This is a genomic window from Arthrobacter sp. C2 (assembly GCA_024207135.1).
Taxonomy (GTDB): Bacteria; Actinomycetota; Actinomycetes; order Actinomycetales; family Micrococcaceae; genus Paeniglutamicibacter.
Window position 1 is genome coordinate 3,132,453 of sequence record CP042428.1, and the last position, 24,841, is coordinate 3,157,293.

General features: G+C 69.8%; 19 protein-coding genes and 1 riboswitch. Of the genes, 6 read left to right on the forward strand and 13 right to left on the reverse strand.

Annotation, left to right across the window (positions count from 1 at the left end):
* The first annotated feature begins 75 nt into the window (after nt 1-75).
* The 3 genes from FPY90_RS14555 to FPY90_RS14565 are packed head-to-tail and all read left to right on the forward strand — an operon-like array spanning nt 76 to nt 2,721.
* Nucleotides 76-987 (forward strand): carbohydrate kinase family protein, encoded by a 912-nt coding sequence (locus FPY90_RS14555; protein ID WP_071216240.1) that lies wholly within the window; start codon nt 76-78, stop codon nt 985-987.
* Nucleotides 988-997: 10 nt separating this feature from the next.
* Nucleotides 998-1,840 (forward strand): HAD family hydrolase, encoded by an 843-nt coding sequence (locus FPY90_RS14560; protein ID WP_498681761.1) that lies wholly within the window; start codon nt 998-1,000, stop codon nt 1,838-1,840.
* Between the two features lie 53 nt (nt 1,841-1,893).
* A complete protein-coding gene (locus tag FPY90_RS14565; protein WP_498681762.1) occupies nt 1,894-2,721 on the forward strand; it encodes a glycerophosphodiester phosphodiesterase family protein in 828 nt (275 codons plus the stop codon).
* 27 nt (nt 2,722-2,748) lie between these two features.
* On the opposite strand, the gene FPY90_RS14570 is transcribed toward FPY90_RS14565, so the two are convergent.
* From FPY90_RS14570 to FPY90_RS14585, 4 genes are all read right to left on the reverse strand, one after another.
* A complete protein-coding gene (locus FPY90_RS14570; protein WP_139194963.1) occupies nt 2,749-3,741 on the reverse strand; it encodes a hypothetical protein in 993 nt (330 codons plus the stop codon).
* A gap of 72 nt (nt 3,742-3,813) precedes the next feature.
* A complete protein-coding gene (locus FPY90_RS14575) occupies nt 3,814-4,767 on the reverse strand; it encodes a carbohydrate ABC transporter permease (RefSeq protein ID WP_071216243.1) in 954 nt (317 codons plus the stop codon).
* A complete protein-coding gene (locus FPY90_RS14580) occupies nt 4,767-5,900 on the reverse strand; it encodes a carbohydrate ABC transporter permease (protein ID WP_071216244.1) in 1,134 nt (377 codons plus the stop codon). Before FPY90_RS14580 ends, FPY90_RS14575 begins: the two co-directional genes overlap by 1 nt.
* 209 nt (nt 5,901-6,109) lie before the next feature.
* The gene (locus FPY90_RS14585; protein WP_139194964.1) at nt 6,110-7,447 is read right to left on the reverse strand and encodes an ABC transporter substrate-binding protein; all 1,338 of its coding nucleotides are present in this window, start codon (nt 7,445-7,447) and stop codon (nt 6,110-6,112) included.
* A gap of 507 nt (nt 7,448-7,954) precedes the next feature.
* Here FPY90_RS14585 and FPY90_RS14590 point away from each other — a divergent pair.
* Entirely contained in the window at nt 7,955-11,212 is a 3,258-nt protein-coding gene (locus FPY90_RS14590) for an HAD-IA family hydrolase (protein WP_498681763.1), read from the forward strand.
* A 77-nt stretch (nt 11,213-11,289) separates the two neighbouring features.
* On the opposite strand, the gene FPY90_RS14595 is transcribed toward FPY90_RS14590, so the two are convergent.
* The 4 genes from FPY90_RS14595 to thiM all read right to left on the reverse strand — a co-directional run bounded on the left by FPY90_RS14595 (nt 11,290) and on the right by thiM (nt 15,785).
* The gene (locus FPY90_RS14595; RefSeq protein WP_498681764.1) at nt 11,290-12,615 is read right to left on the reverse strand and encodes a uracil-xanthine permease family protein; all 1,326 of its coding nucleotides are present in this window, start codon (nt 12,613-12,615) and stop codon (nt 11,290-11,292) included.
* Between the two features lie 133 nt (nt 12,616-12,748).
* Nucleotides 12,749-14,314, reverse strand: a complete 1,566-nt coding sequence (gene thiD / locus FPY90_RS14600; RefSeq protein WP_498681765.1) for a bifunctional hydroxymethylpyrimidine kinase/phosphomethylpyrimidine kinase — start codon at nt 14,312-14,314, stop codon at nt 12,749-12,751.
* Nucleotides 14,311-14,967 (reverse strand): thiamine phosphate synthase, encoded by a 657-nt coding sequence (gene thiE / locus FPY90_RS14605; RefSeq protein WP_498681768.1) that lies wholly within the window; start codon nt 14,965-14,967, stop codon nt 14,311-14,313. The genes thiD and thiE overlap by 4 nt, the downstream gene beginning before the upstream one ends.
* Nucleotides 14,967-15,785 carry a hydroxyethylthiazole kinase gene (thiM, locus tag FPY90_RS14610; protein WP_498681769.1) on the reverse strand — a complete coding sequence of 273 codons (819 nt, stop codon included), beginning with the start codon at nt 15,783-15,785 and terminating at the stop codon, nt 14,967-14,969. Before thiM ends, thiE begins: the two co-directional genes overlap by 1 nt.
* A riboswitch (TPP riboswitch) is annotated at nt 15,777-15,878 on the reverse strand. (Overlaps the previous gene by 9 nt.)
* 87 nt (nt 15,879-15,965) lie before the next feature.
* Between thiM and FPY90_RS14615 the strand changes: the two genes are divergently transcribed.
* A complete protein-coding gene (locus FPY90_RS14615; protein ID WP_498681771.1) occupies nt 15,966-17,429 on the forward strand; it encodes an aldehyde dehydrogenase family protein in 1,464 nt (487 codons plus the stop codon).
* An 84-nt stretch (nt 17,430-17,513) separates the two neighbouring features.
* Here FPY90_RS14615 and pgm read toward each other — a convergent pair whose 3' ends face one another.
* The 3 genes from pgm to FPY90_RS14630 all read right to left on the reverse strand — a co-directional run bounded on the left by pgm (nt 17,514) and on the right by FPY90_RS14630 (nt 20,728).
* Complete coding sequence (gene pgm, locus FPY90_RS14620; RefSeq protein WP_498681773.1) at nt 17,514-19,151, reverse strand: phosphoglucomutase (alpha-D-glucose-1,6-bisphosphate-dependent); 1,638 nt, start codon at nt 19,149-19,151, stop codon at nt 17,514-17,516.
* 61 nt (nt 19,152-19,212) lie between these two features.
* On the reverse strand, nt 19,213-19,530 hold the full coding sequence (locus tag FPY90_RS14625) for a protealysin inhibitor emfourin (protein ID WP_071216251.1): 318 nt from the start codon (nt 19,528-19,530) through the stop codon (nt 19,213-19,215).
* On the reverse strand, nt 19,523-20,728 hold the full coding sequence (locus FPY90_RS14630; protein WP_498681775.1) for a M4 family metallopeptidase: 1,206 nt from the start codon (nt 20,726-20,728) through the stop codon (nt 19,523-19,525). Before FPY90_RS14630 ends, FPY90_RS14625 begins: the two co-directional genes overlap by 8 nt.
* A gap of 594 nt (nt 20,729-21,322) precedes the next feature.
* On the opposite strand from FPY90_RS14630, the gene FPY90_RS14635 reads away from it, so the two are divergent.
* On the forward strand, nt 21,323-21,847 hold the full coding sequence (locus tag FPY90_RS14635; protein ID WP_498681777.1) for a DUF4190 domain-containing protein: 525 nt from the start codon (nt 21,323-21,325) through the stop codon (nt 21,845-21,847).
* Between the two features lie 99 nt (nt 21,848-21,946).
* Here FPY90_RS14635 and FPY90_RS14640 read toward each other — a convergent pair whose 3' ends face one another.
* A complete protein-coding gene (locus FPY90_RS14640) occupies nt 21,947-23,404 on the reverse strand; it encodes a peptide MFS transporter (protein ID WP_083411463.1) in 1,458 nt (485 codons plus the stop codon).
* 52 nt (nt 23,405-23,456) lie between these two features.
* Entirely contained in the window at nt 23,457-24,839 is a 1,383-nt protein-coding gene (locus FPY90_RS14645; protein WP_498681779.1) for an amidase, read from the reverse strand.
* Between the last annotated feature and the right edge of the window lie 2 nt (nt 24,840-24,841).

Consider the following 24,841-nt stretch of genomic DNA (forward strand, 5'->3'; position numbering starts at 1 on the left):
ACACGCTGCGCCGCCGTTGGCTACCGACCGGTATATTGAAGTCGACACCCCCGAACCAAGGATGAGGAGCCCGATGTGCTGACGGTCATAGGCGAGGCCCTGGTCGACGTGCTTTCCGGCGGGATCAGCGCGCCGCGCTCCTTCGTCGGCGGCAGCCCGCTGAACGTCGCCGTCGGCCTGGCCAAGCTGGGGCACCCCACCACCTTCATCGGACGCTGGGGCAAGGACGAGTACGGGGTGATGATCCAGCAGTCGCTGGCCGCCAACGACGTGCGCTACATCTGCGGTCCCGACGACGCCCCGACCTCCACCGCGCGCGGGATCCTGGATCCCGTGGGCGCCGCCAGCTACACCTTCGACATGCACTGGGACCTGCCCGAGCTGCCCGCCGACACCCCGGCGCTGGCCGAGGCCCGGGCCGTGCACACCGGTTCGCTGGCCACGCTCGTGGAACCGGGCGCCTCCAAGGTGCGCAAGCTCATCGAGGCCGCCCGCCCGCACGCCACGATCTCCTACGACCCCAACATCCGCCCCTCGCTGGTCACCGACCATGCCAAGGCGGTGGCCGACGTCGAACGCTTCGTCGCGCTGGCCGACGTGGTCCGGGCCTCGGATTCGGACCTCGAGTGGCTCTACCCGCACCGCAGCGTCGAGGACACCGCCGCCGCCTGGCTGGACCTGGGCCCGGCGCTGGTCATCGCGACCTACGGTTCCGGCGGCCCCTGGGGGCTGGTGAAGGCCGGCACGGCGCGCACCGCCGCACCGGTGGTGGATGTCGCGGACACCGTGGGCGCCGGGGACTCGTTCATCTCCGCGATGATCTCCGCCCTGGAGTCCCGTGGGCTGCTGGGCAGCGAACGGCGCGAGCACCTGCACGCGCTGGACACCGGAACGCTCACCGAGATCCTGGACTATGCCGCCCGCGCGGCGGCGATCACCGTCTCGCGGCCCGGCGCAAACCCGCCGACCCGGCAAGAAATTTCCTGAGCACAGAGGCATGTGGGGGCAAACGGACATGGATGTGCGGCTGGTCGCCAGCGACCTGGACGGAACCATCATCCGCGCGGACGGGACCATTTCCGCCCGCACCATCGAGGCGTTCCGCCGCGCCCGCGAGTCCGGGATGCACATCGTCTTCGTCACCGGCCGGCCGATGCGCTGGCTGGACCCGGTGCGCCGGGCCTTCGGCCACCTGGGCACCGTGATCTGCTCCAACGGCGCGGTGCTCTACGACCTGGAATCCGAGTCCCTGATCTCCGCGGCGACCATCGAACCCGCGGCGCTGCTCGAGGTCCGCGACATCATCCTGCACGCCGAGCCCACGGCCACCTTCGCGGCGGAAACCACCCGCGGACTGCACCTGGGGGCCGGATTCGCCGAACCCGGGGACACCGAACGCCTCGGGGAAATCCGGGCGCTGGACCTGGGCTCGGCGGACCTGCAGGAGGCGGGCGTGGTGAAGTTCCTGGCCAAGTCCCGCACCCGGGACTCCGACGCCTTCATGGCCGCGGTCGCCGGGCCCCTGGCGCACCTGGTCTCGGTGACACACTCCGCCTTCGATGTCGCGCTGCTGGAAATGGCGCACGTGGACGTGGACAAGTCCGTGGCGCTGGAAGCCTATGCGGCCGCGCTGGGGATCGGCGCCGACGAGGTCGTCGCGTTCGGGGACATGCCCAACGACCTGCGGATGCTCTCCTGGGCCGGGCACGGATACGCCATGGCCTCCGGGCACCCGAGCGCGCTCCTGGCCGCCGCCAACCTGGCCCCGGGCGTCGAGGACGACGGGGTGGCCCGCATCCTGGAGGACATCCTGACCGGACGCACACCGGAAACACGCTAGGCACACATCAACCAGGCCCGTTCCTGCGGGCGGAACCGACGGGGAAGCACACCATGATCGAGGCACCACGGGCCGGGACCGCACCGTACCTGCGCAACACCGCAGGCTCGCCGCTGGCCGGCTCCGCGCTGGCGTTCTCCCACCGCGGGTTCGCGCCGAACGGCGAGGAAAACACCCTCAAGGCCTTCGGTGCCGCCGTGGAGCTGGGCTTCGGCTACCTGGAGACCGACGTGCGCGCCAGCAAGGACGGGGTGCTGATGGTGTTCCACGACGAGGACCTGCGCCGGCTGGCCGGGGACAACCGCAAGGTCTCCGAATGCACCGCGGCCGAACTGGCACGGCTGCGCGTGGCGGGGGAACCGATTCCCACCTTCGACCAGCTGCTGGAGGGCTTCGGGCACGCGCACTTCAACGTCGACGTGAAGGATCCGGCCTCCGCGGACCTGCTGGCCCGCGCGATCCGGCGGCACGGGGCCGGAGACCGGGTGCTGGTGGCCTCGTTCAACGGGCGGCGCCGCAGGATGGTGCAGCGGCTGCTGGCCGCCTCCGGGGGCCCGGTGGCTGCCAGCCCCGGGGTGCTGGGGGTCGGTGCGGCGGCGCTGCTGGGTCCACTCGTCCAGCTGCCGCGTTCCTGGTTCCGCAATGTCGCGGCCCTGCAGGTCCCCGAGCGGCAGGGGGCCCTGAGGGTGGTGGGCCCGAATTTCATCCGCCATGCCCACGCCGCCGGACTGCAGGTCCACGTGTGGGTGGTCAACGAGGAAGCGGACATGCACCGGCTGCTGGAGATGGGCGTGGACGGGATCATGAGCGACAACGCCGACGTCCTGGCCCGGGTCATGGCCGTCCGCGGGATCTGGCCGCAGGACCGCCCGGCCGGCTGAAACCGCGCCGGCCGGCAACCCCGCGGCTCAGGCCGTGGTGGCCGCCAGCGAGGCCAGCGGTTCGAGCACCTTCGGCGCCCAGCGCTGCAGGGCCGGTTCGTCGGCCTCGGCCAGCAATTGCAGCCAGGTCTCGTGGGTGTGCAGCGGGGAGATCCGCAGGGCCGGGGCCACCAGGGCGTAGAGCTCGTCCGGGGACCCGTAGTCGTCCCACGCGGCAAGGTACGCGCCGATGGCGGCGATGATCCGCGGGTCGTCGGCCGGGGCCCGGAAATCGATCCGCATCCGTTCGATGGGGCGGGCCAGCGAGGCGAAGGGGTGTGCCCAGTGCGCATCGCCGAGGTTCAGGATCCGCGGTGCGGAGGTCTCGTCGGTGGGGGCGAAAACCCGGCGGCGGTCGAAGGAGCCGTGCTCCAGGCTCAGCGGGATCGGGCCGGCGATGAGCTGCGCGCAAGCTTCTTCGATGTCCTTGAGCGCTGCGAAGGCGTGGTCGGCGTCGCGGGCCGGGATGCCCAGCGGGTGTTCCGCGGGCAGCGAGGCATGCAGGGTGAGGGCGTTGTTGAACTCCTCGGGGATCCATGCGGGATCCAGGATCTGCAGGCCGGCGTCGAACAGGGCCTCCTCGCTGGGCACGAGCTCGCGCTGCAGCCCGCCGAGGGCGCCGAGCGCGCGGGCCCACAGCTCAGGGGTCGTGGCCAGCTCGTCGAGGGTTGCGCCGTAGTCGGGGGACAGCATCCAGCCGCGGTCCGGGTCGATCGCCAGCGGCATGACCAACCGGTCCGGGACCAGGGACGCGGCGGCGGCGGTCAACGGAGGCTCGAACAGCTGCCCGGGCGCCACGGCCTTGAAGAACAGCATCCCGGCGTCGGTGGGCACCCGCAGGTGCGTCGCGCGGATCGATGAAGATGCGTCTTGAAGTGCATCTATACGCTTGATGGAATATGCCTCGCAGGCCATGTCCACCCAAGAGAGCACCTCGGCGCGCCAACCGTCTTCCGTCCAAGTCTTAATCCACTGAGCCACGTGTTCCATGGTAGCCAGTGAATCGTCGGCTTTGCTGGGAGAGGGTCCCGGCGCACGTTGCGCGGGGCCTGCCTACCCCTTGGCGGAGCCGGCCATCAGCCCGCGCACGAAGTAGCGCTGCAGCGCGAAGAACACGGCCAGCGGCACGATCATGGCCACAAACGCCCCGGCGGTGAGCAGGTGCCAGTCCTGCCCGCGGCTTCCGGTGATCTCCGCCAGGAGCTTGGTGATCGGGGCGACCGCGCCGTCGGCGAAGATCAACGCGACCAAAAGGTCGTTCCACACCCAGAGGAACTGGAAGATCGAGAACGCGGCGATCGCCGGGGCCGTGAGCGGAAGCACGATCCGGAAGAAGATCTGCCCGTGGCTGGCCCCGTCGACCCGGGCCGCCTCGATGATCTCGTTGGGGATCTCGGCAATGAAGTTGTGCAGCAGGAAGATCGCCAGCGGCAGCGCGAAGATGGTGTGCGCGATCCACACCTGCGCGTAGCCGGCCTGCCCGAACGCGCCGATGACCGGGACCCCGAAGAGCTCCCCGGCGGCAAAGAGCCGCAGCAGCGGCACCAGCGCCATCTGGATGGGCACGATCTGCAGCGCGAAGACCAGCACGAAGAGCAGGTCCTTGCCCGGGAAGCGCATCCAGGCGAAGGCGTAGGCGGCCATGGTGGCCAGCACCAGCGGGATCACGGTGGCCGGCAGGGTGATCGCGATCGAGTTGATGAACGACCCGGCCATGGTCAGCTGCGAGTTTCCGGCCTGCAGCACGGCGGCGTAGTTGTCGGTGGTGAAACCCCAGTTCTGGAACAGGGTCCACCAGCCGGTGGTGCGCACCTGCTGCGCCGGGCGGAACGAGGAGACCAGCAGCCCGATGGTCGGGACGGTCCACAGCGCGGCAATGAGCAGGGCCGCAAGGGTGGCCCAGCGGTTGGTCAGCCGGGTCTTGGCCAGCGAGGCGGCCGGGCGGCCGCGCCGCACCCCGGGATCGGTTGCCGCGGGGGCCTCTTCGGTTCTGGCGAGCGTGGACATCAGCGCATCTCCCTTTGCATCTTGATCTGCCGGGCGTTGTAGATGACGATGGGCATCACCATGAGGAAGAGGATCACGGCGAACGCCGCGGAGCGCCCGGCCTCGAAGTTGCGGAACTGGGTGTACATCTCGTTGGCGATCACCGAGGTGTCGTTGGCGCCGGCGGTCATGGTGCGCACTATGTCGAAGACCTTCAGCGAGGCGATCGAGATGGTGGTCAGCACGACGACCAGCGAGGAGCGGATGCCCGGCAGCGTCACGTTGGCGAAGCGCTGCCAGCCGTTGGCCCCGTCAAGCTCGGCCGCCTCCAGCTGCTCGAGCGGCACCGCCTTGATCGCCGCGGAAAGGATCACCATCGCGAACCCGGTCTGCACCCAGATCAGCACGGCGATCAGCGCCACGGTGTTCCATGGGGATTCCTGCAGGAACTGCACCGGTTCCCCGCCGGCCCAGACGATCACCTGGTTCAGCAGGCCGATCTGCTCCGAGTCCGCGGGCCGCGCGGTGTAGACGAAGCGCCAGATGATCGAGGCGCCCACGAAGGAGATCGCCATCGGCATGAACACCAGGATCTTGAAGAACTTCTCCCCGCGGGACTTGTCGATGAACACCGCGTAGGCCAACCCGGCAATCGTGGACACCGCCGGGGCGATGAGCACCCACAAGATGGTGTTCAGCACCGTGCGGATGCCCGCGGGCTGGGTGAAGATCCAGATGAAGTTCTCCAGCCCCACGAATTCGGTGCCGCGGGAGTTCATGAAGGACTGCACGGTGGTCTGGATCGTGGGGATGACCAGTCCGGCCGCCAGCAGCAGCAGCGCGGGGGAGAGGAAGCCCACCAGCGCGAAGATGTACCCCGCCCCGTGCCGCGAGCGGTAGTCGAGCCAGAAGAGCAGCAAGCCCAGGAAGCCGGCGGCGACGATGGCCCAGGTGTAGGAATCCAGGATCGCGACCATCAGCAGCGGGAACAGGACGCAGGCGACGGCGCGGATGATCGTGAACCTGCGCCCGCGCCGCGGGGCCAGCTCGATGAGGAAGAGCAGCAGGAGCACCACGGCGCAGAACACCCCGATGATGATCGGGATCTGCGCCAGGGTGGGCAGCGTGCTGAGCCATTGCAGGAAGTTTGTCATGATGCGTCGGTGCCGGCCTTTCGAGGTGGCTGCCCGAGGTGCCCCGCGGTGGCGGGGTCACCTGCGCGCGATCCGGAGGCAATGCTGGAAGAGGCGTGCGGCCCGGGCATCGATGCCCGGGCCGGGAAACCGGGTGGGGTGGTGCGCCGGCGGGTCCGGGCAGTCGGGATGACCGCTCCGGACCCGACGGGCGCGGGTGCCGCGAGGCCCTAGGACGAGGGCCAGCCGGCCTCGATCGCCTTGAGCACCGTCTCGGAATCCGAGCCGTTGATCCAGTCGATCATGCCCTTCCAGAAGGTGCCGGCCCCGACGGAACCGGGCATCAGGTCGGAGGCGTCGAAGCGGAACGTCGTCGCCGGGTCCTGCAGGATCTTCACGGCCTCCTGCAGCAGCGGGTCGGACGCGTTGGCCGGGTCCAGGCCCTTGTTGGCCGAAAGCACCCCGCCGAGCTTCACGCGGGAGTTGGCCCACTCGGCGCTGGAGAGGTACTCCTGCACCTTCACCACCGACGGGTCGTCGCTGAAGGCTCCGACGATCTCGCCGCCGCCGGTGACCGAGTTGCCGGCCCCGTCCATCGACGGGGTCACGAAGCCCCACAGATCGGCGTCCGGGCCGACGGTGCCGCCGGCCTCGGTGACGAACCCGCTGAAGAACGACGCCTGGTGGTGCAGCGAGCAGTCGCCCTTGACCAGGACGTCGGCCACCGCACCGAACTCGGTGGCGTTGATGGAGGCCACGTCGCCGTAGCCGGCGTTGACGTACTTCGGGTTCTTCAGGATCTTTCCGACCTCATCGAGCGCGGACTTGATCTGCGGGTCGGTGAACTTCACCTCGTTGGCGACCCACTGGTCGTAGACGTCCTTCCCGGACTGGCGCAGCACCAGGTCCTCGACCCAGTCGGTGCCCGGCCAGCCGGTGGCGTCCCCGGAGCCGAAGCCGGCGCACCAGGGGGCCTTGCCCTTGTCTTTCTCGATCTGCGCGGTCAGGTCCAGCAGCCCCTGCCAGGTGGTGGGGACCTCGTAGCCCTTGTCCTTGAACTCGGAGGGCGAATACCAGATCCAGCCCTTGACGCTGGCCATCAGCGGGGCCCCGTACAGGGTGCCGTCCACGGTGCCGTACTTGGCCCAGTCCTCGGACCAGCCGGAGGCGACATTGGCCTTGACGCCCTCGGGCGCCGGCTTGAGGAACCCGCGGGTGGCCAGGTCCCCCAGCAGCCCCGGCTGCGGGAAGATCGCCAGGTCCGGGGCGTTGCCGCCCTGGGCACGCACGGCGATCTGGGTCTCGAATTCCTTGGAGGACTCGTACTTGATCTTGATGTTGTTTTCCTTGGACCAGTCGGCCCAGGACTGCTCCAGCAACTTGGCCTCGGCGTCGGCGATGGTGCCGTACAAGGTGACCTCCGACTTGCCCGTCGCCGCACCGGATTCGGTGCTGGCGGCGCTGGTTTCCGGGGCGCCCGGTCCCCCGCCGCAGGCGGTGAGCACCAAGGCTGCAACCCCCAGGCCCGCCAGCGAGGCATACGCCTTTCCCCGTCGTGATGTTTTCATCATTCCTCCTGCTCGGCCGGCTGGCCGCGGCCACCCGGTTCGTTATAGGAAGGGGAAGCGGTGAGCCGTCGGCCGCGAGCGCCGCAAGGGGGTGCCAGGCATCCAACGGGGGCGTGCCCCAGCGGGAACGAGGCCTCCCCGGTATGGACCACCGTGGTGTCCCCCATGAAGGCGAAGGGCCGCGGCCCACAGGGGACCGAAGCTCTTCTACTGCTCATCATGTAGAGCCGGCACCCGTTTTTCAAGGGTTTGGGGCAACATGACTGTTCGGGCAATGGCGAAGTGACTTGATCTTTTCGGGCCAGCGAAGCGCCGTGGGGCGGCCGGGCACCCCGCGCGGGCCGCGGGCGACACGGCCGGGACCCCCGGGGCGCTTCACGGGCGGGGGAACCGGTGGCTAGGCTGGAGTAAGCCGGGCCTGCCGGAACGGAAGCAATGCGGCGCATGCTCGCGCCGGAACCCTACGCGGCGCCGAAGCCGCAGCCAGAGAGATGGGAATCCAACACCATGCGTGAAGCCCTCGCCACCGGCGCCCCTTACCGTCGCCGTGACTTCAAGGCCGTGCTCTTTGACCTGGACGGGGTCCTGACCCCCACGGCCGAGGTTCATCGCGATGCCTGGGCGCAGCTTTTCAACGGCTTCTTCGCGGAGGCCGGCGTGACCCGCCCCTACACCGAGGACGACTACTTCGCGCTGGTCGACGGGCGCCCGCGTTACGAGGGGGTCGCCGCGGTGCTGGCGGATCGCGGGATCGAGCTTCCCTGGGGCCACGACACCGACGCGCCGGGCAGCACCAGCATCTGCGCGCTGGGGAACCGCAAGAACACGGTGTTCCGTGCAATCCTGCATTCGACGGGCATCGAGCCGTACCCCGGGTCGCTGGACTACCTGCGCCAGATCCAGGCCGCGGGGCTCGAGGTCGCCGTGGTTTCCTCCTCGCGCAACGCCGAGGAGGTGCTGGAGGCCGCGGGGCTGCGCGACGACTTTTCCGTGGTCATCGGGGGACTGCAGGCCGCCGCGCGCAACCTGGCCGGCAAGCCGGCCCCGGACACCTTCCTGGCCGCGGCCAGCGACCTGGGCTGGTCGCCCAACGAGTGCGTGGTCATCGAGGACGCGATCTCCGGGATCCAGGCGGCCGCGGCAGGCGGCTTCGGGATGGTGATCGGCGTGGGCAGGGACCAGCCGCACCGGGACCTGCGCGACGCCGGGGCCGACCTGGTGCTCGACGACCTGGACGAACTGGTCAACCAGCAGGCCCGCGACGACTGGGAGCTGGACGCCTGGTCCTACACCCGCGAGCATCCCCGTCCCATCGACCCGGGCGTGGAGCAGACTATCTTCTCGCTGGGCAACGGGTTTTTGGGTATGCGCGGGGATTCGCTGGGCATCGGGGAAAGCACCGAGGGGATGTTCATCAACGGGCTGCACGAGACCTGGAAGATCCGCCACGCCGAATCCGCGTTCGGGCTCGCCGAGGCCGGGCAGACCATGGTTGCGGCCCCCGATGCGCGCACCGTGCGGGTCTACATCAACGACGAGGCCCTGGAGATCGGGCGCACCGAGATCCTCAAGGACGAGCTGCGGCTGGACTTCAAGGACGGCACGCTGATCTCCGACACCCTCTGGCGCACCGCCCAGGGCCACCGGGTGATGGTGCGCACCCGGTCCATGGTCTCCTTCTCCGAGCGGCACCTGGCCCTGTTCCGCATCACCGTGCGGCTGCTCGACGCCCCCGCCCATGTCTTCGTGCAATCGGCGCTGATCGGCCAGTCCAATGCCCGGCCCGTCCCGACCCCGGCGGAGTCCGACGCCGGGGAGGTGCCCTTCGACCCGCGCAAGTCCGAGAGCAGCGGCGAGCCGTCGCTGCTCCCCGGCGGCACCCGGGACAAGGACGGGATCGCGGCGCTGAGCTACTACGTGCGCGGATCGAACATGTCGGTGGCCGCCGCGATCTCCCACGTGACCCGCATCGCCGGGGAGACCAGCGACTTCGTCGAGTCCTCCACCGTCACCCCCGAGCGCGTCGAGCACACGGTCTCCGCCTACCTGGAGAAGGACGAGGCGCTGCACATCGACAAGTTCGCCTCCTTCCACTCCTCGCGGCGGCACGACACCGCGGAGATGACCAGCCGCTGCGTGCGCGCGCTGAGCCACTTGGTCCCGCGCGGCGCGGACGAACTGTTCTGGGCCCAGCGCGAGTTCCTCACGGCGTTCTGGGAGAACTCCGACGTGGTGGTGCACGCGGCTGACCCGCTGCTGCAGCGCGCCGTCCGCTGGAACCTGTTCTCGCTGGCGCAGGCCTCGGCCCGCTCCGACGGGCTGGGGATCTCCGCCAAGGGGGTCTCGGGCACCGGCTACTCGGGGCACTACTTCTGGGACACCGAGATCTACGTGCTGCCGTTTTTGACCTATACCAACCCGCAATGGGCGCGCAATGCGCTGCGCGCGCGGGTCTCGATGATCCCCGCGGCCAGGCGCCGCGCGGCGACGCTGAACGAGCACGGCATCCTCTTTCCGTGGCGCACCATCAACGGCGAGGAGGCCAGCGCCTACTACCCGGCCGGCACCGCGCAGTACCACATCAATGCGGACGTGGTGTATTCGCTGGCCCGCTACGTGGGCGCCAGCGGGGACACCGGGCTGCTGCTGGGGGGCGGCGCGGAAATCGTGGTGGAGACCGCCCGGCTGTGGAACTCGCTGGGGTTCTGGCGCGAGACCAACAAGGGGCGCAGCTTCCACATCCACGGGGTCACCGGCCCGGACGAGTACACCGCGGTGGTCAACGACAACACCTTCACCAACGTGATGGCGCGCTTCAACCTGAGCTACGCGGTCGAGCTGGTGGGCTACCTGGCGCGCGAATTCCCCGAGGACCACGCGCGCATCGTCGAGGAACTGGGCCTGGGTGACTCCGAGGTGCGGGACTGGCGCGATGCGGCCGCGGCGATGTTCATCCCGTTCTCCGAGACCGTGGGCATCCACCCGCAGGACGCCGGGTTCCTGAACCGCGAGGTCTGGGACATGCCGGGCACCGGTCCGGAGCACCGGCCGCTGCTGTTGCACTTCCATCCGCTGGTGATCTACCGTTTCCAGGTGCTCAAGCAGGCCGACACGGTGCTGGCGCTGTGGCTGCGTTCCTCGGACTTCTCCGCGGAGCAGAAACGCGCCGACTTCGACTACTACGATCCGCTGACCACGGGGGATTCCACGCTCTCGGCCACGGTGCAGGCGATCCTCGCCGCGGAGGTCGGCTACCGGGACCTGGCCTACGACTATTTCGAGCACGCACTGAACGTGGACCTGCTGAACCTGCACGGCAATGCGGCCGACGGGGTGCACGTGGCCTCCACCGGCGGGGTGTGGGCGGCGCTGGTCTATGGTTTTGCCGGGCTGCGCGACGACACCGGGGCCTGGCTCTTTGACCCGCGGCTGCCCGAGGACTGGGAGGGCCTGGAATTCAATTTGCGCCGCAACGACTCCTCGGTGCACTTCCACCTCACCGCTGACGCGTTGACCGCCTCGTTGCGGGCCGGGGACGACGAGGTGCACTTCTCGGTGCGCGGAGCCGGGCATGCGGTGTCCCCGCAGCACCCGGTGGTGTCCGTCCAGCTGCACGGTCAGGGCCCGGTGCTTCGGGGCGAGCCGTCCATCGAGGCGGTCTTTGCGCTGCAGCGCGACGACGGTTCCCCGCTGACCTCCAGCATCAAGAAGCTGACCCACGAGGAGGAGCTGGCCAACGAGCCGCCGATCACCATCATCGGGTAGCGTGCCGGCGCGGCCGCGGCACGAAAAACCGGGCGGGACCCCCGCGAGGGGTCCCGCCCGGTGCGGGTTGCCTCCCGCTAGCCGAGCTTGGAGTGCGTGGCCCCGCCGATGGCCTCGATCTCCGTCGGCTCGGTGCCGCGCACCTTGGCGATGGAACGCATCAGGTGGAAGACCACCAGCGTGGCTGCGGTGCCCAGGGCGATGCCGCCGAAGTCCATGGTGCCGATCGACAGGACGTTGTCCCCGAAGAGCGCGATGGCGATGATCAGCCCGGTGCCAGCGGTCATCAGGTTGATCGGGTTGGAGAAATCGACCTTGTTCTGCACCCAGAGCCGGGCGCCGACGATGGCGATCATCCCGTAGAGCACGATGCCCGCGCCGCCCGCAACCCCGGCCGGGATGGTATTGATCAGCACGCCGAACTTCGGGAAGAACGCCAGCGCGATGGCCACGGTGCCCGCGATCCAGTATGCGGCCGTCGAGTAGACGCGCGAGGAAGCCATGACCCCGATGTTCTCCGCGTAGGTGGTGGTGCCCGAGCCGCCGCCGAACCCGGCGATCATGGTGGCGGTGCCGTCGGCCATCAGCGCCCGGCCGTTCACGTCGTCCAGCTCGCGCCCGGTCATCAGCGCCACGGTCTTGACGTGTCCCACGTTCTCGGCGATCAGCACGAACACCACCGGCAGGAACAGCGTCAGGGTTTCGATGTGGAAGGTGGGTGCGGCGAAGTCGGGCAGCCCGAACCAGGCGGCCTGGCCGATGGCCGAGAAATCGACCTGGCCCTGCGCCCAGGCGGCGAGGTAGCCGACGATGATGCCCAGCAGGATCGACAGGCGCCCGAGCATCCCGCGGAAGAGCACCGTGGTGATGACGATGGCCAGCACCGTGGCGAAGGTGGTCAGCGGCACCTGCGTGATCTTGTCCGTGGTGGTGGTGGCCAGGTTCAACCCGATCAGCGCGACGATGGTGCCCATGACCACCGGGGGCATCAGTGCGTGGATCCAGCCGGTTCCGGCCTTCTGCACGATGAGCCCCACGATGAACAGGCAGGCCCCGGCCATCACGATGCCGCCCAGGGCACCGCCCATCCCGTGCGTGGCCATGGCCCCGGTGACCGGCGCGATGAACGCGAAGGAGGACCCCAGGTAGGAGGGCACGCGGCCCGCGGTGATGATCAGGAACAGCAGGGTTCCGACGCCGGTGAACAGCAGCGTGGTGGTGACCGGGAAACCGGTGATGGTCGGCACCAGCACCGTGGCGCCGAACATCGCCATGACGTGCTGGACGCCCACGCCGACGGTCTGCGGCCAGGCGAGGCGCTCGTCGGGGGCCACCACCGTTCCGGGGGAGATGGACTTGCCGTCGCCGTGCAGGCGCCAGCCGATGCCGAATCGGTTGCTCATGGGGTGGGGCCTTCCGGGAAGGGGCGGGAGTCGGGCGTCGGGGGCGCGCGGTGCACAGCGCAAAACCCCCTCGTGCATTTTACCCGCCCGCCGCCCGGGGCCGGTGCCCCCGGCACGTCCCGCCCCCGCGCGGCTACCGGGCAGCGACCGGTTCGCCGTGCCCGGCGGCGTCCGGGGCAAGGTGCCCGGACGCGCGCCGGGGTCCCGCTGCCGCCTCCGGGGCGTCGGCGGCGGTCTGCGCGAAGAACGCCAGCTCGTGGGCGCTGGAGGCCTCGAACGCACGCCACATCGCCGCCCGGGTGCGGGCATCGGCGCCCGCGTGCACAGCGGCCACCAGGTCGATGGCCGCCGCGGTGGCGGCGTCGAACTCCGGGGAGGAATAGGTGGCCAGCCAGTCGGCGTACGGGTGGCGGTCGTGGTTGGCCGCGGCCAACCGGGTGCCGGTGTCCTGGTAGATCCAGAAGCAGGGCAGCAACGCGGCGGTGAGCACCGCATAGTCGTCCCCGGCGGCCAGCAGGTGGTTCAGGTACGCGGTGGTGGTTGCCGAGGGCTCCGGGACCCGTTCGTCGAGCCGCCCGCGGTGCAGCTTCAGCTCCTCCTCGAGGCAGCCGCTGGCGGCCGCCGCCCAGAAGCGCTGCGAGGCGGTGTCCGGGGCCAGTTCCGCGGCCCGCGACATGGACCGCGCATAGGTGCGCAGGTACAGGGCGTCCTGGCCCAGGTAGTCCTCGAAGTGGGCCCGAGCCAGCGACCCGTCCTTCAGGGCGCGGATGAAGCCCAGCTCGTCGATGCCCGCGCGGATCGGGGCGATCCGTTCCCACCACTGCGCCAGCGGGTCCCCGGCCTGCGCCGGGCGCACCCCGTCCCAGAGCGCGGCGAAGTGGTTGACCGGGCCGTGCCCGGATCCGACGGACAGCTCGTCCGCGCGGGAGATGGCATCGGACAGCCAGTCCTTGGCACGGCGCAGCGCCGTGCCCCAGTTCCCGGTGCGCGCGTAATGCGTGGCCAGTGCGGCCGAGAGCGAGCAGCCGGTGCCGTGCGTGTTGCCGGTGGCGTGGCGCTCGGATTCGACCTCTAGCAGCACCCCGCCGGCGTCGATGAGCGCGTCGCGGCAGCGCTGGGTGGCCAGGTGCCCGCCCTTGGCCAGCACCAGCACGTCGTATTCCGCCGCGAGCATGCGTGCCTGGGACACCGCCGAGTCCCAGTCGGTGGCCTCGGGGCCGCGGGCCAGCACCGCGAGCTCGGGGATGTTGGGGGTGATCACGTCGGCATGGATGAAGAGCCGGCGCAGCGCCGCATCGGCGGCCGCATCCAGCAGCGAATCCCCGCTGGTGGCCACCATCACCGGGTCAAGCACGACGGCCGGCACGCGTCCGCCGGGGGCGCCGGCGGCACCGCGGATTGTGGCCAGCCAGGTTCCCAGCTCGTCGATGACCTGGGCGTTGGCCAGCATCCCGATCTTGATCGCGTCGATGGAGATGTCCTCGGAGATCGCAAGCAGCTGCTCGGTGAGGAATCCGGCCGGGGGCACGTGCACGGCGCGCACGCCGCGGGTGTTTTGGGCGGTCAGCGCGCTGACCGCCGCCATCCCGTAGCCGCCGGCGGCCGCGATGGACTTCAGGTCGGCCTGGATCCCGGCGCCCCCGGAGGGGTCGGAGCCGGCAATGGACAGGATGTTCTTGGTGGAATTCATGGTGTTCATGGCGTTTCCCCTTCCCAGAGGCTGATCAGGTCGGCGGTTGCGGTGCGCGGGTCATCCGCGGCGCAGATCGCCCGCACCACGGCCATCGAGGCGGCCCCGGAGGCCACAACGGCCGGGACGTCGGTGGCGTCGAGCCCGCCGATGGCGACCACGGGTGCGTTGCTGCGGGCCACGGCGGCGGCCAGGCCCCCGTAGCCCAGCGGCTCCGGGTGGTCCTTCTTCGTCGGGGTCGCATGCACGGCGCCGACGCCCAGGTAGTCGATGGTGCCCGGGGCAAGCGCGTTGAGTTCGTTGGCCGCGTCGATCTCGTCGGCGGTGGAGGCCGAAAGACCGAGCACGGCGTGCGGCCCGATCAGCGTGCGGACCAGGTCCGCGGGGATGTCGGATTGGCCGATGTGCACGCCCTGCACGTCGGCGCCGCGGGCCCGTGCGGCCAGGTACACGTCCACGCGGTCGTTGACCAGCAGGGTGGCCCGCCCGGAGGTGTGCTTGGCGCAGCTTTCCACGGTGTCGACGAATTCCCCGGCGGGCAGGTCCTTGCAGCGCAGCTGGATCGTGGTGATCCCGCCGGCCACCGCTGCGGCGGCGATGTCTTCCAGCGGGCGTCCGGCGGTGGAATTCGAATCGAGGACCAGGTAGATTCCGGAGGCCATCAGGACAGCACCGCCGTGGCCGCGAGGTCGGCCGGGGCCAGCGCGTGCAGGGCGTCGAGGAAATGCACAGCGAAGCTTCCCGGCCCCGAGCTTGCCGCTGCGGCCCGTTCGGCGGCGGCGGAGTAGAACGCGTGGGCCGCGACGGTGGCCAACAGCGGGTCCCGGACCACGGGCAGGAAGGCCGCGCAGATCGCGCCCAGCGCGCACCCGCCGCCGGTCACCAGGGTGAGCATCTTGCTTCCGCCATGAACGTAGATGGTGCGCGCCCCGTCGGTCACCAGGTCCGCCTCCCCGGAGACGGCCACCACGGCGCCGCTGCGCAAGGCCAGGGAGCGGGCCGCGGCGGCGGCCGAATCGACCGTGTCGGTGGCCTCCACCCCGCGCCCGCCGGACCCGGCCTCGGCGAGCACCATGATCTCCGAGGCGTTGCCGCGGATCACCGTGGGGGAGGCATCGCGCAGTCCCAGGGCGAAGTCGGTGCGCACGCGCAGCGACCCGACGGCCACCGGATCCAGCACCCAGCCGGTTTCCGCGGCGTTGGCGGCGGCCACCGCCTCGGCCATGGCGGCGCGCTGCTCGGAATGGGGGGTGCCCAGGTTCACCAGCACCGCGGAGGCCACCGACGCGAATCCGCCGGCCTCCCCGGGCACGTCGACCATCGCGGGGGAGGCCCCGGCGGCCAGCAGCACGTTGGCGGTGAAGTTGGTGACCACGGTGTTGGTCAACACCTGCACCAAGGGGGTGGAGGCCCGCAGCGCGCCCAGGGCATCGGCGAGCTCGCCGGGTGAAAAAACAATTGAAGGCGCCATGGATCCCATGAGCAACATCCCTCCGCTAGTACGAACTAGTTCAGGTTCTACGGGTCTTATCTCAGTCGGATCGCTGGCGCGCCGACACCCCGTGTCACTAGGCGCGAGCCTATCCCACCGCACGGGCGGGGCGTCAACTGCGCGTCGCGGCCTGTCGCGGCCCACGCGCACGCCGTATACGCTCTAGGCATGGGCATCACCGAGAATCCGCATCCATCCACCGCGCCGCGCGAGTCGCGCGCACTGAGCGAGCTCGAGCTGCCGCCGGTGGTGCCCGAGTCGCCTGAAAACATCGTGGAGATCGTCGCTTCGATGCACGACGTGGTCGCCACCCGGCTGGCCCACCCGCGGCGCTTCCGCGCCTCCCAGCTCAAGGCCCTGGAGCGGATGCTGGAGGCGCACGAGCAGGACTTCGTCGATGCGCTGGCCGATGACCTGGGCAAGAGCGGGGTCGAGGCGAGGATGACCGAGGTCGACATGGTGCGTGCCGAAATCGACCACGCGCAGCTGCACCTCTCCGAATGGATGGAGTCCAAGGCGGTCAAGATCCCGCTCGCGCTGCACCCGGCGGCAGCCAAGATCGAGCCGCAGCCGCTGGGCGTGGTGCTGGTCATCGGTGCCTGGAACTACCCGCTGCAATTGATCCTCGCCCCGCTGGTCGCCTCCATTGCCGCCGGCAACGTCACGGTGCTCAAGCCCTCGGAGCTGGCCCCGGCCACCAGCGCGCTGCTCGGGCGGCTCGTTCCGCAATTCATGGACCGGCGGGCGTGCGCCGTGGTCCAGGGCGGCGCGTCGACCTCCAAGGTCCTGCTGGAACAACACTTCGACCACATCTTCTACACCGGCGGGGAACGCGTGGGGAAGATCGTGGCCCGCGCGGCGGCCGAGCACCTGACCCCGGTGACCCTGGAGCTGGGCGGCAAGTCCCCGGCCGTGGTCATGGACGGGTCCTCGGCGGCGGTCGCCCGCCGGCTGACGTTCGGGAAGTTCATGAATGCCGGGCAGACCTGCGTGGCGCCGGACTACGTGCTGGCGGTGGGGGACGCGGCGCGGAACCTGGAAAAGCAGCTGTCAAAGGCCATCACGGGGTTCTACGGGAAGAATCCGCTGGCCAGCCGCGACTACGGGCGGATCGTGAACACGGCGCACTTCCAGCGCCTGGTGGCCATGCTGGGCGACGGGGACGTGGTCGTCGGAGGCGGGTACGACGAGGACACGCTGCAGATCGAACCGACGGTGATCACCAACGTGCACCCGGACTCGGCCCTGCTGCGCGAGGAGATCTTCGGCCCGATCCTGCCGGTCATCGCGGTGGACAGCTTCGATGCCGCCGTTCGCTTCATCAACGCGCGTCCCACCCCGCTGGTCGCCTACCTGTTTTCCGAGAACCCGCGGCTGCAGTCGTCCTTCGGGGACCAGGTGCGCGCCGGGGCCATCGTGCACAACGCGCCGAGCCTGCACCTGGCCGTCCCCTCGCTTCCGTTCGGGGGCGTGGGAGCCTCCGGCATGGGTGCCTACCACGGGCGGCATGGGTTCGAGCGGCTCTCGCAGATGCGCGCGGTGATGGGCAAGACCACGGTGGTGGACACGCTCAAGGCCGTCTACCCGCCGTACACCTGGGCCAAGTCAAAGATCATCAAACGCCTGATGTAGACATGCCCGGGATCGCATACCTGTAGGTGGTCGGCTGTTTCGGGGCGGGTGCGGTGTGGCCGCGCCCGCCCCGCACCACCTGGCTCAGCCCAGGACGGTGTCCACGATGGTCCTGGCCTCGTCCTGCACCCGGGCCAGGTGCTCGGCGCCCAGGAACGACTCGGCGTAGATCTTGTACTTGTCCTCGGTGCCCGAGGGGCGCGCGGCGAACCAGGCGTTTTGGGTGGTGACCTTCAGCCCGCCGATCTTTGCCCCGTTGCCCGGCGCCTCGGTCAGCCGCGCGGTGATCTTTTCACCGGCCAGCGAATCGGCGGTGACGTCGCTGGCGGACAGGTTCGCCAGACGGGCCCTCTGGTCCCGGTCCGCGGCGGCGTCCAGGCGCGCATAGCTGGGGGCCCCGTGCTCGGCGGCCAGCGCCGCGTAGTGCTTGGACGGGGAAGAGCCGGTGACCGCGGTGATCTCGCTGGCCAGCAGCGCCAGCAGGATCCCGTCCTTGTCGGTGGTCCAGGTGCGCCCGTCGCGGCGCAGGAACGAGGCACCGGCCGATTCCTCGCCGCCGAAGGCACCGGTTCCGTCCAGCAGGCCCGGCACGAACCACTTGAAGCCCACCGGGACCTCCACCAGGGTGCGCCCAAGCTTCGCGGCCACCCTGTCGATCATCGAGGAGGACACCAGGGTCTTGCCGATCCCGGCGTCCGTGGACCAGCCGGTGCGGTGGGTGTAGAGGTATTCGATGGCCACGGCCAGGAAGTGGTTGGGGTTCATCAGCCCGGCATCCGGGGTGACGATGCCATGGCGGTCGGCGTCCGCGTCGTTGCCCGTGGAGATGTCATAGGCGTCGCGCGCGGCGACCAGCGAGGCCATCGCGTGGGCCGAGGAGCAATCCATGCGGATCTTCCCGTCGGTGTCCAGGGTCATGAACGCAAAGCGCGGGTCCACCCCGGGGTTCACCACGGTCAAATCCAGCCGGTGCCGCTCGGCGATCGCGCCCCAGTAGTCCACCGCGGCACCGCCCATCGGGTCCGCGCCGATGCGCAGCCCCGAGGCGCGGATCGCGTCGAGATCCAGCACCGAGGGCAGGTCGTCGACGTAGGAGGCGAGGAAGTCGAAGGCACCGATCTTGCCACCCAGGCGCGCGGCGCCCAGCGAGGTGCGCTTGACCCCGTCCAGCTTGGCCTCCAGCAGCTCGTTGGCGCGGTTCGCGATCCAGGACGTGGCATCGGTGTCGGCCGGTCCGCCGTGCGGCGGGTTGTACTTCAGCCCGCCGTCGGCCGGCGGGTTGTGCGAGGGGGTGATGATGATGCCGTCGGCGCGCGGCGCATCGGGGTTGGCGTTGTGCGCCAGGATGGCGTGGCTCAGGGCGGGGGTGGGGGTCCAGCCGGTGCGCGCGTCGGCGAGGATCGGCACGTCGTTGCCGGCCAGCACCTCCAGCACCGTGTCCTGTGCGGGATCCGAGAGCGCGTGGGTGTCCTTGCCGACAAACAGCGGGCCGGTGATGCCCGCGGCGCGCCGGTATTCGACGATTCCCTGGGTGATGGCGGCGATGTGGTCCTCGTTGAAGGAGCCGTTCATCGAGGTGCCGCGGTGTCCGGAGGTGCCGAAGGCCACGCGCTGTGCGGGGTCGGACGGATCCGGGTGGATGTCGAAGTACGCGTCGCGCACCGCTGAAAGGTCGATCAGGTCTTGGGGCAGTGCCGGGGTCCCGGCGCGAGGATGGGCCATGGCACCAGTTTCTCATTGATTGCCCGACGGCGCCCCGCCCACGTCGTTGGGCGTCGGGCATTCAGCGGCGCGGGAGCGCAATGACGTGTTCGGCCAGGGTCCGGGCCGGGCCGGTGAGCAGGGTGTCAGGCACCGAATGGTCTTCCCCGTCGATGCTCAGCGACCAGGTGAACGCATCGCGCACCGGTGACGGTGCCTTGGCCTGCTCCAGCGCCCGCAGCTCATCCAGGGCGTCGCGGGCGATGCTGATCCAGGAGGCTTCCTGTTCGTGCCCGGGGTCCTGCGCGTGGAGTTCCAGGATCCCGGTGCGGGGAATCCCGGCGACCCCGCCGGAGCGGGCCACGCGGATGACCAGCACATCGTCGCGGTTCTCAGCCATGGACGGCCTCCCGGACGACGGGTTCGACCCCGACGGCGTCCCAGGCTTCGGCCAGGGCCCGCTCGACGGAGGAGCCGGCTCCGTGGTCGCGGCGGGCCTGGAGCAGGGTCTGTTCGGCGAAGGTGCCGAAGTCCGCGTCCTGCGGCAATGAGCGGGTGGCAATCACGTTGAACCACAGGGACCCGGCGGTTTCCCAGGCGTTGCCGCCCAGCGCGGTGGCGAAGAGGTGGAACGCGTGGTTGGGGATGCCGGAGTTCAGGTGCACCCCGCCGTTGTCCTCGGCCGTGTCCACGTAGCCGGCCATGGTTGCCGGCTGCGGGTCCTTGCCCAGGATCGGGTCGTCGTAGGCGGTGCCCGGGGCGGCCATGGAACGCAGCGCCACGCCCTGGACGGCGTCGGTGAACAGGCCGGCGCCGATCAGCCAGCTGGCCGACGCCGCGTCGTCGCCGGCCACGAACTGCTCCACCAAGGCGCCGAAGACATCGGCGATCGACTCGTTCAGCGCGCCGGACTGGCCCCGGTAGTCCAGGTTGGTGGTGTATTGCAGCAGCCCGTGCCCCAGCTCGTGCGCGATCACCGACAGCGAGGAGGTGAAGGAGTTGAAGACCTCCCCGTCCCCGTCGCCCATGACCATTTGGGTGCCGTCCCAGAACGCGTTGTCGTAGTGCTGCCCGTAGTGCACGGTGCCGCGAAGCACCAGCCCGGCGCCGTCGAGGCTGGAGCGCTTGAACATGTCCGCGAGGAACTCGTAGACCTCGCCCAGCCCGTCGTAGGCGCGGTTCGCGTCCGGATCCTGCCCCGGGTCCTGGCCCTCGGTGCGCGCGGCGGTTCCGGGGGTGGTCTCGGCTCCCTGTGCGTCGGAAATGGCCCGCACCAGGCGTCCGGCGGGGTCCAGCAGGCGGGCGATGTCGGTGTGCGTGGTGGCCCGCTCGTGCAGCAGTGCCTGGTCAAGCAGCAGTGTCCGGCGTGCGCGGGTGGCGATGCGGCGGCGGGTTTCGCGGCCCGGGCCCGCAGATTCGCCGTGTGCGTCCGGAAGCTCCCGGTCGACTTCGGCCGGCGGGAGCGCGATGAAGTCGCGCATCGCCGTCGGGGCTTCCCATGCCCCGTCGCAGGCGGCCATCGACACCAGCAGGTACGGTGGCACCGCGTGGTGCCGGGGGTGGGGTTTTGCGGCTGGAGGTTGGGGTTCCTTGTCCATGGTGCCAACTCTCCCACCGGATCCTGAGCAGCCGTTGTGAGCGCGCTGTGGCCAGGCGCGAACGCCACGCTTGGGGCGAGTTGGTGCCGCCTCGAAGGATCCGCGCTGGTCGCAGAACCCGCACGAGGCACCTCCCCGCAACCCCTTCGGGCAGATGCCGTTGGAAGCGCCACCGATTGCCGGGGCCCGGACGGCCGCAGGGCGGGCAGCTGCCCGGCCACCCCGTGCGGGAGGCCAGCCGGAGCCGGAAGCTTGCCGTGGTTTCCCTGGCGGCGGGCGCGAGTGGATTCCTCCCTTTGGCATGTTGCCAGTTCCCCCCGGGTCGCGGCGATAGCCTGCGGGCACCTGTCCCTGCGGCGCGAGCCGCATGCCCGCCCCTGCGGTATTCGGGCTGGTCGTCGGCCACGTGATCAACGGACGCGTCCCGGCTCGATGGCTGCGCCCGCGGTGGCTGGCTCCGGCGGGCTTCGCGCGGGTCCCGAACAGGGGTTGGGCGCGGTCCGTGATCGTCGCTAAGCTGGGGAGCCAGAAGCCGCGCCTGGCTGCACGAACCTCCGTTCAGTGCGGGGCCGGTAGCTGGAGGGGAAGGAACCCATGGCCAAGGACGAAGACGGCGGGCACGAGCCCGCGGCGGAGCCGTCGTTTGACGATCCGAGCGACCCGCGCTGGTCGCAGAACCCGCACGCGGCACCGCCGCGCAACCCGTACCTGGACATGCCGTTGGACGCGCCGCCGGTTGCCGGGGCCCCGAACGGCCGCGGGTACGGATTCGCCGGGCAGCACACCGGTCAACGGGCGGGCGCCCAGCCCGGCCACCCGCAGCAGTACCCGCCACAGGGCTACCCCCAACCCGGATACCCGATGCCGGTCCAGCAGCCGGCGGGCGCGTTGGCGATCGTGTCGCTGGTGACCGGAATCATCGCGGTGCTCACCGGCGGGATGCTGATTCTTCCCCAGATTGCGGCGGTCATCTGCGGCCACCTGGCGTTGAAGCGGGAACCCCACATGCGCGGGATCGCCATTGCCGGGCTGGTGACCGGCTACCTGATGCTGGGGTTCATCCTGCTGGGGACGCTTTTCCTCATCACCGTGTTTTCCGCCTCGATGGGTTCCTGGTAGCGCAAACCCCTTTGAGGCCACGTGAAAACAGCGGCCGCACCCGGGCTTGGATGCCGGGTGCGGCCGCTGTTTTTTATGCGGGAAGTGCGCGCGAAGGTCCTAGCGGACCTCGCCCATCAGCTTCTTCAGTGCCGGTGCGGACAGCAGCAGGGCAATGCCCAGCACGATCGCGGTGCCGCCCAGGGCCAGGAAGTAGGTGATCTCGTTGCCCTCGGTGTAGAAGCCGGCCAGGATTCCGGCCAGCGTGGTGCCCAGGGACACCGAGAGGAAGAACAGCGCGATCATCTGCGTGCCGAAGGCGGCCGGGGCCAGCTTGGTGGTCACCGACTGGCCGATGGGGCTCAGCAGCAGCTCGGCCAGGGTGCACAGCAGCAGGATCCCGACCAGGGCCAGCAGCGGGGTCTTCTCCAGCGATTCCAGCGGGATGAAGACCAGGAACGCGATGCCGACGATCATCAGCGAGGCGGAGAACTTCGCCACGGTGCCCGGCTGGCGGGTGCCGAGCTTGGTCCACAGGGTGGCGAAGACGCCGGCGAGCACGATGATGAACACCGGGTTGATCGACTGGACCCAGGAAGCGGGCATTTCCCAGCCGAAGATGGTGCGGTCCAGGCGTTCCTCCGAGTACACGGCGATGAACGTGAACTGCTGCTGGAACAGTGCCCAGAACGCGGCCGAGGCGATGTACAGCGGGATGAAGGCCAGCACGTGCTTGCGCTCCACGGTGGTGACGCGCTTGGAGCGCAGCATCAGGGTGAAGTAGATGATGGAGGCCGCGATGACGGCCAGCGCGATGGCGTTGGCCAGCGTTGCCGGGGTGACGATCTTCAGCGCGAAGAGCGCCACGACCACGACGATGAAGGCCACCAGGTACAGCGCGTACTTCTTGCGTGCGCCGGCCGGCAGCGGGTTGGCCACCACGTGGACGGCCGCCGGAAGGTCCTTGCGGCCCATCATGTAGATCCCCACGCCAACGGCCATGCCGACGGCGGCGGCGGCGAAGCCGATGTGGAAGCCCCAGCGCTGGTGCAGGAAGCCGGTGAGCAGCGGGCCGAGCAGGCCGCCGATGTTCACGCCCATGTAGAAGATCGAGAACCCGGCATCGCGGCGGGTGTCTTCCCTGGAGTACAGGGAACCGACCAAGGCCGTGGCATTGGCCTTGAGCCCGCCGGAGCCCACGGCAACCAGGACCAGGCCGATGGCCAGTCCCAGGGCGCCGGGCAGCGCGGCCAGGGCGATGTGGCCTGCCATGATGATGAACGCCGAGGACAGCAGGACCTTTTCGGAGCCGAGCAGGCGGTCCGCGAGCCAGGCGCCGAGGATTGTGCTCAGGTAGACGGCGCCGCCGTAGGCACCGACCAGGGAGAGCGCCAGGTCCTTGGACAGGCCGAGCCCGCCGTCGACGACGGAGAAGTACATGTAGTACGCCAGGATCGCTTGCATCCCGTAGAAGGAGAAGCGTTCCCACATCTCGATGCTGAACAGGTTCGAGAGCGTTTTGGGGTGGCCGAAGAATCCGGTCGAGGATCGGTCCTTCAGCGGGGTGGATATAGACATGCATTCAATTTTTCGCCCGTGACGTGCGCCATGCCTACTTTGTAGACCAATCTCACATTCTGGTCAGCTGGGCTGCCAGTGCCAGCAGCATGGCCTCGGAGCCCGCCCTGCCGATCATTTGCACGCCCATCGACAACCCTTCGGCGGTGGTGAACGTCGGAACGGTGATGGCCGGAAGCCCGGAGACATTCACCATCGAGGTGTAGGGCGTGTACTGGCATTGGCGCATGTAGTCGGTGTCGGCGTCCTGCGAAGTGTAGAAACCGATTTCCGGGGGAGCGAACGCCATCGCCGGGGTGAGCACCACGTCGTAGCGGCCCCACTGGGTGCGGAAGTCCGCGGCGATTTCCGTCAGCCGGGCGGCGGCCTCCACGCTGGTCCGGTGCTCGCGCGCGGTGGCGCGTTCGCGGAAGGACCGGGCCAGGGTCCCCAGCTTCGCCTCGCTGCCCGGCGGGATCGGCGCTGCAGCCAGCCCGCTGGTCCACACCGTGGCAAAGGTTTCGGGGTAGGCGCCGTCGTAGAAGATTTCCGCCTCCTCGAGGTGGTGGCCCCGGGCGCGCAGGGACTTGATGCCCGCATCCAGCGCCCCATGGGCGTCGGATGAGAGCTTGATTGCATACGCCGAGGAGAAGGGGCTGGCGGTGCTGACCCCGACGCGCAGCCCGCGCAGCGCATCCACGGCTCCCTCGCCCAGCGACTCCAGGTAGGCGTCCCGTTGGGGGTCGACCATCGCGTCCATGAGCAGGGCCGCGTCCAGCGCGGTGCGCGCCAGCGGCCCGGAAACCGTGAGCCGCGGTGCCCCGAAGGTGTCGATGGTGCCATCGAGGATGTCGCTGGGGATGGTTCCGAGTCCGGGCTTGAGCCCGATCAGCCCGCAGGCCGAGGCCGGGATGCGCACCGATCCGCCGCCGTCGTTGCCGGGGCCGAAGGGCAGCATGCCGGCGGCCACGGCCGCGGCCTCCCCGCCGCTTGAACCCCCGGCGGAGCGGGTCGGGTCCAGCGGGTTGCGGGCGGGCGGTGCCACGTCGTTTTCCGAGTGGCAGCTCAGCCCGAACTCCGGCACCTGGGTCTTGCCCAGCGAGATTGCGCCGGCCCGCGACAACGTCGCCACCAGCGGGGAATCCTTCTGCGCAGGGGACGGTTCAAATGCCGCGGTCCCGTAGCCGGTGGGCACCCCGGCCACATCGAGCAGGTCCTTGTAGGCCAGCGGCATGCCGTGGAGCATGCCCGGGGCGTGCCCAGCGGCAAGGGCCTCGTCCGCATGCGCTGCGGCGTCCATGGCCTGCTCGGCGGTGACGGTGACGAAGGATCCCAGGGTGGGGTTGAGCGCCTCGATGCGTTCCAGGAAGTGCGCGGCGGCCTCGCGGGCCCCCACTTCCCCGTGTCGCAGCGCATCGCGAAGTTCCAGCGCTGTCAGCTCGGATATCTCGGTCATCA

Excerpts from the sequence above, each read along its gene's own strand:
- FPY90_RS14560 (WP_498681761.1), top strand. The coding sequence starts at position 998 with ATGTGGGGGCAAACGGACATGGATGTGCGGCTGGTCGCCAGCGACCTG.
- FPY90_RS14565 (WP_498681762.1), top strand. The coding sequence starts at position 1,894 with ATGATCGAGGCACCACGGGCCGGGACCGCACCGTACCTGCGCAACACC.
- FPY90_RS14575 (WP_071216243.1), bottom strand. The coding sequence starts at position 4,767 with ATGTCCACGCTCGCCAGAACCGAAGAGGCCCCCGCGGCAACCGATCCC.
- FPY90_RS14580 (WP_071216244.1), bottom strand. The coding sequence starts at position 5,900 with ATGACAAACTTCCTGCAATGGCTCAGCACGCTGCCCACCCTGGCGCAG.
- FPY90_RS14585 (WP_139194964.1), bottom strand. The coding sequence starts at position 7,447 with ATGAAAACATCACGACGGGGAAAGGCGTATGCCTCGCTGGCGGGCCTG.
- FPY90_RS14590 (WP_498681763.1), top strand. The coding sequence starts at position 7,955 with ATGCGTGAAGCCCTCGCCACCGGCGCCCCTTACCGTCGCCGTGACTTC.
- FPY90_RS14595 (WP_498681764.1), bottom strand. The coding sequence starts at position 12,615 with ATGAGCAACCGATTCGGCATCGGCTGGCGCCTGCACGGCGACGGCAAG.
- thiD (WP_498681765.1), bottom strand. The coding sequence starts at position 14,314 with ATGAACACCATGAATTCCACCAAGAACATCCTGTCCATTGCCGGCTCC.
- thiE (WP_498681768.1), bottom strand. The coding sequence starts at position 14,967 with ATGGCCTCCGGAATCTACCTGGTCCTCGATTCGAATTCCACCGCCGGA.
- thiM (WP_498681769.1), bottom strand. The coding sequence starts at position 15,785 with ATGGGATCCATGGCGCCTTCAATTGTTTTTTCACCCGGCGAGCTCGCC.
- FPY90_RS14615 (WP_498681771.1), top strand. The coding sequence starts at position 15,966 with ATGGGCATCACCGAGAATCCGCATCCATCCACCGCGCCGCGCGAGTCG.
- pgm (WP_498681773.1), bottom strand. The coding sequence starts at position 19,151 with ATGGCCCATCCTCGCGCCGGGACCCCGGCACTGCCCCAAGACCTGATC.
- FPY90_RS14625 (WP_071216251.1), bottom strand. The coding sequence starts at position 19,530 with ATGGCTGAGAACCGCGACGATGTGCTGGTCATCCGCGTGGCCCGCTCC.
- FPY90_RS14630 (WP_498681775.1), bottom strand. The coding sequence starts at position 20,728 with ATGGACAAGGAACCCCAACCTCCAGCCGCAAAACCCCACCCCCGGCAC.
- FPY90_RS14635 (WP_498681777.1), top strand. The coding sequence starts at position 21,323 with ATGGCCAAGGACGAAGACGGCGGGCACGAGCCCGCGGCGGAGCCGTCG.
- FPY90_RS14640 (WP_083411463.1), bottom strand. The coding sequence starts at position 23,404 with ATGTCTATATCCACCCCGCTGAAGGACCGATCCTCGACCGGATTCTTC.
- FPY90_RS14645 (WP_498681779.1), bottom strand. The coding sequence starts at position 24,839 with ATGACCGAGATATCCGAGCTGACAGCGCTGGAACTTCGCGATGCGCTG.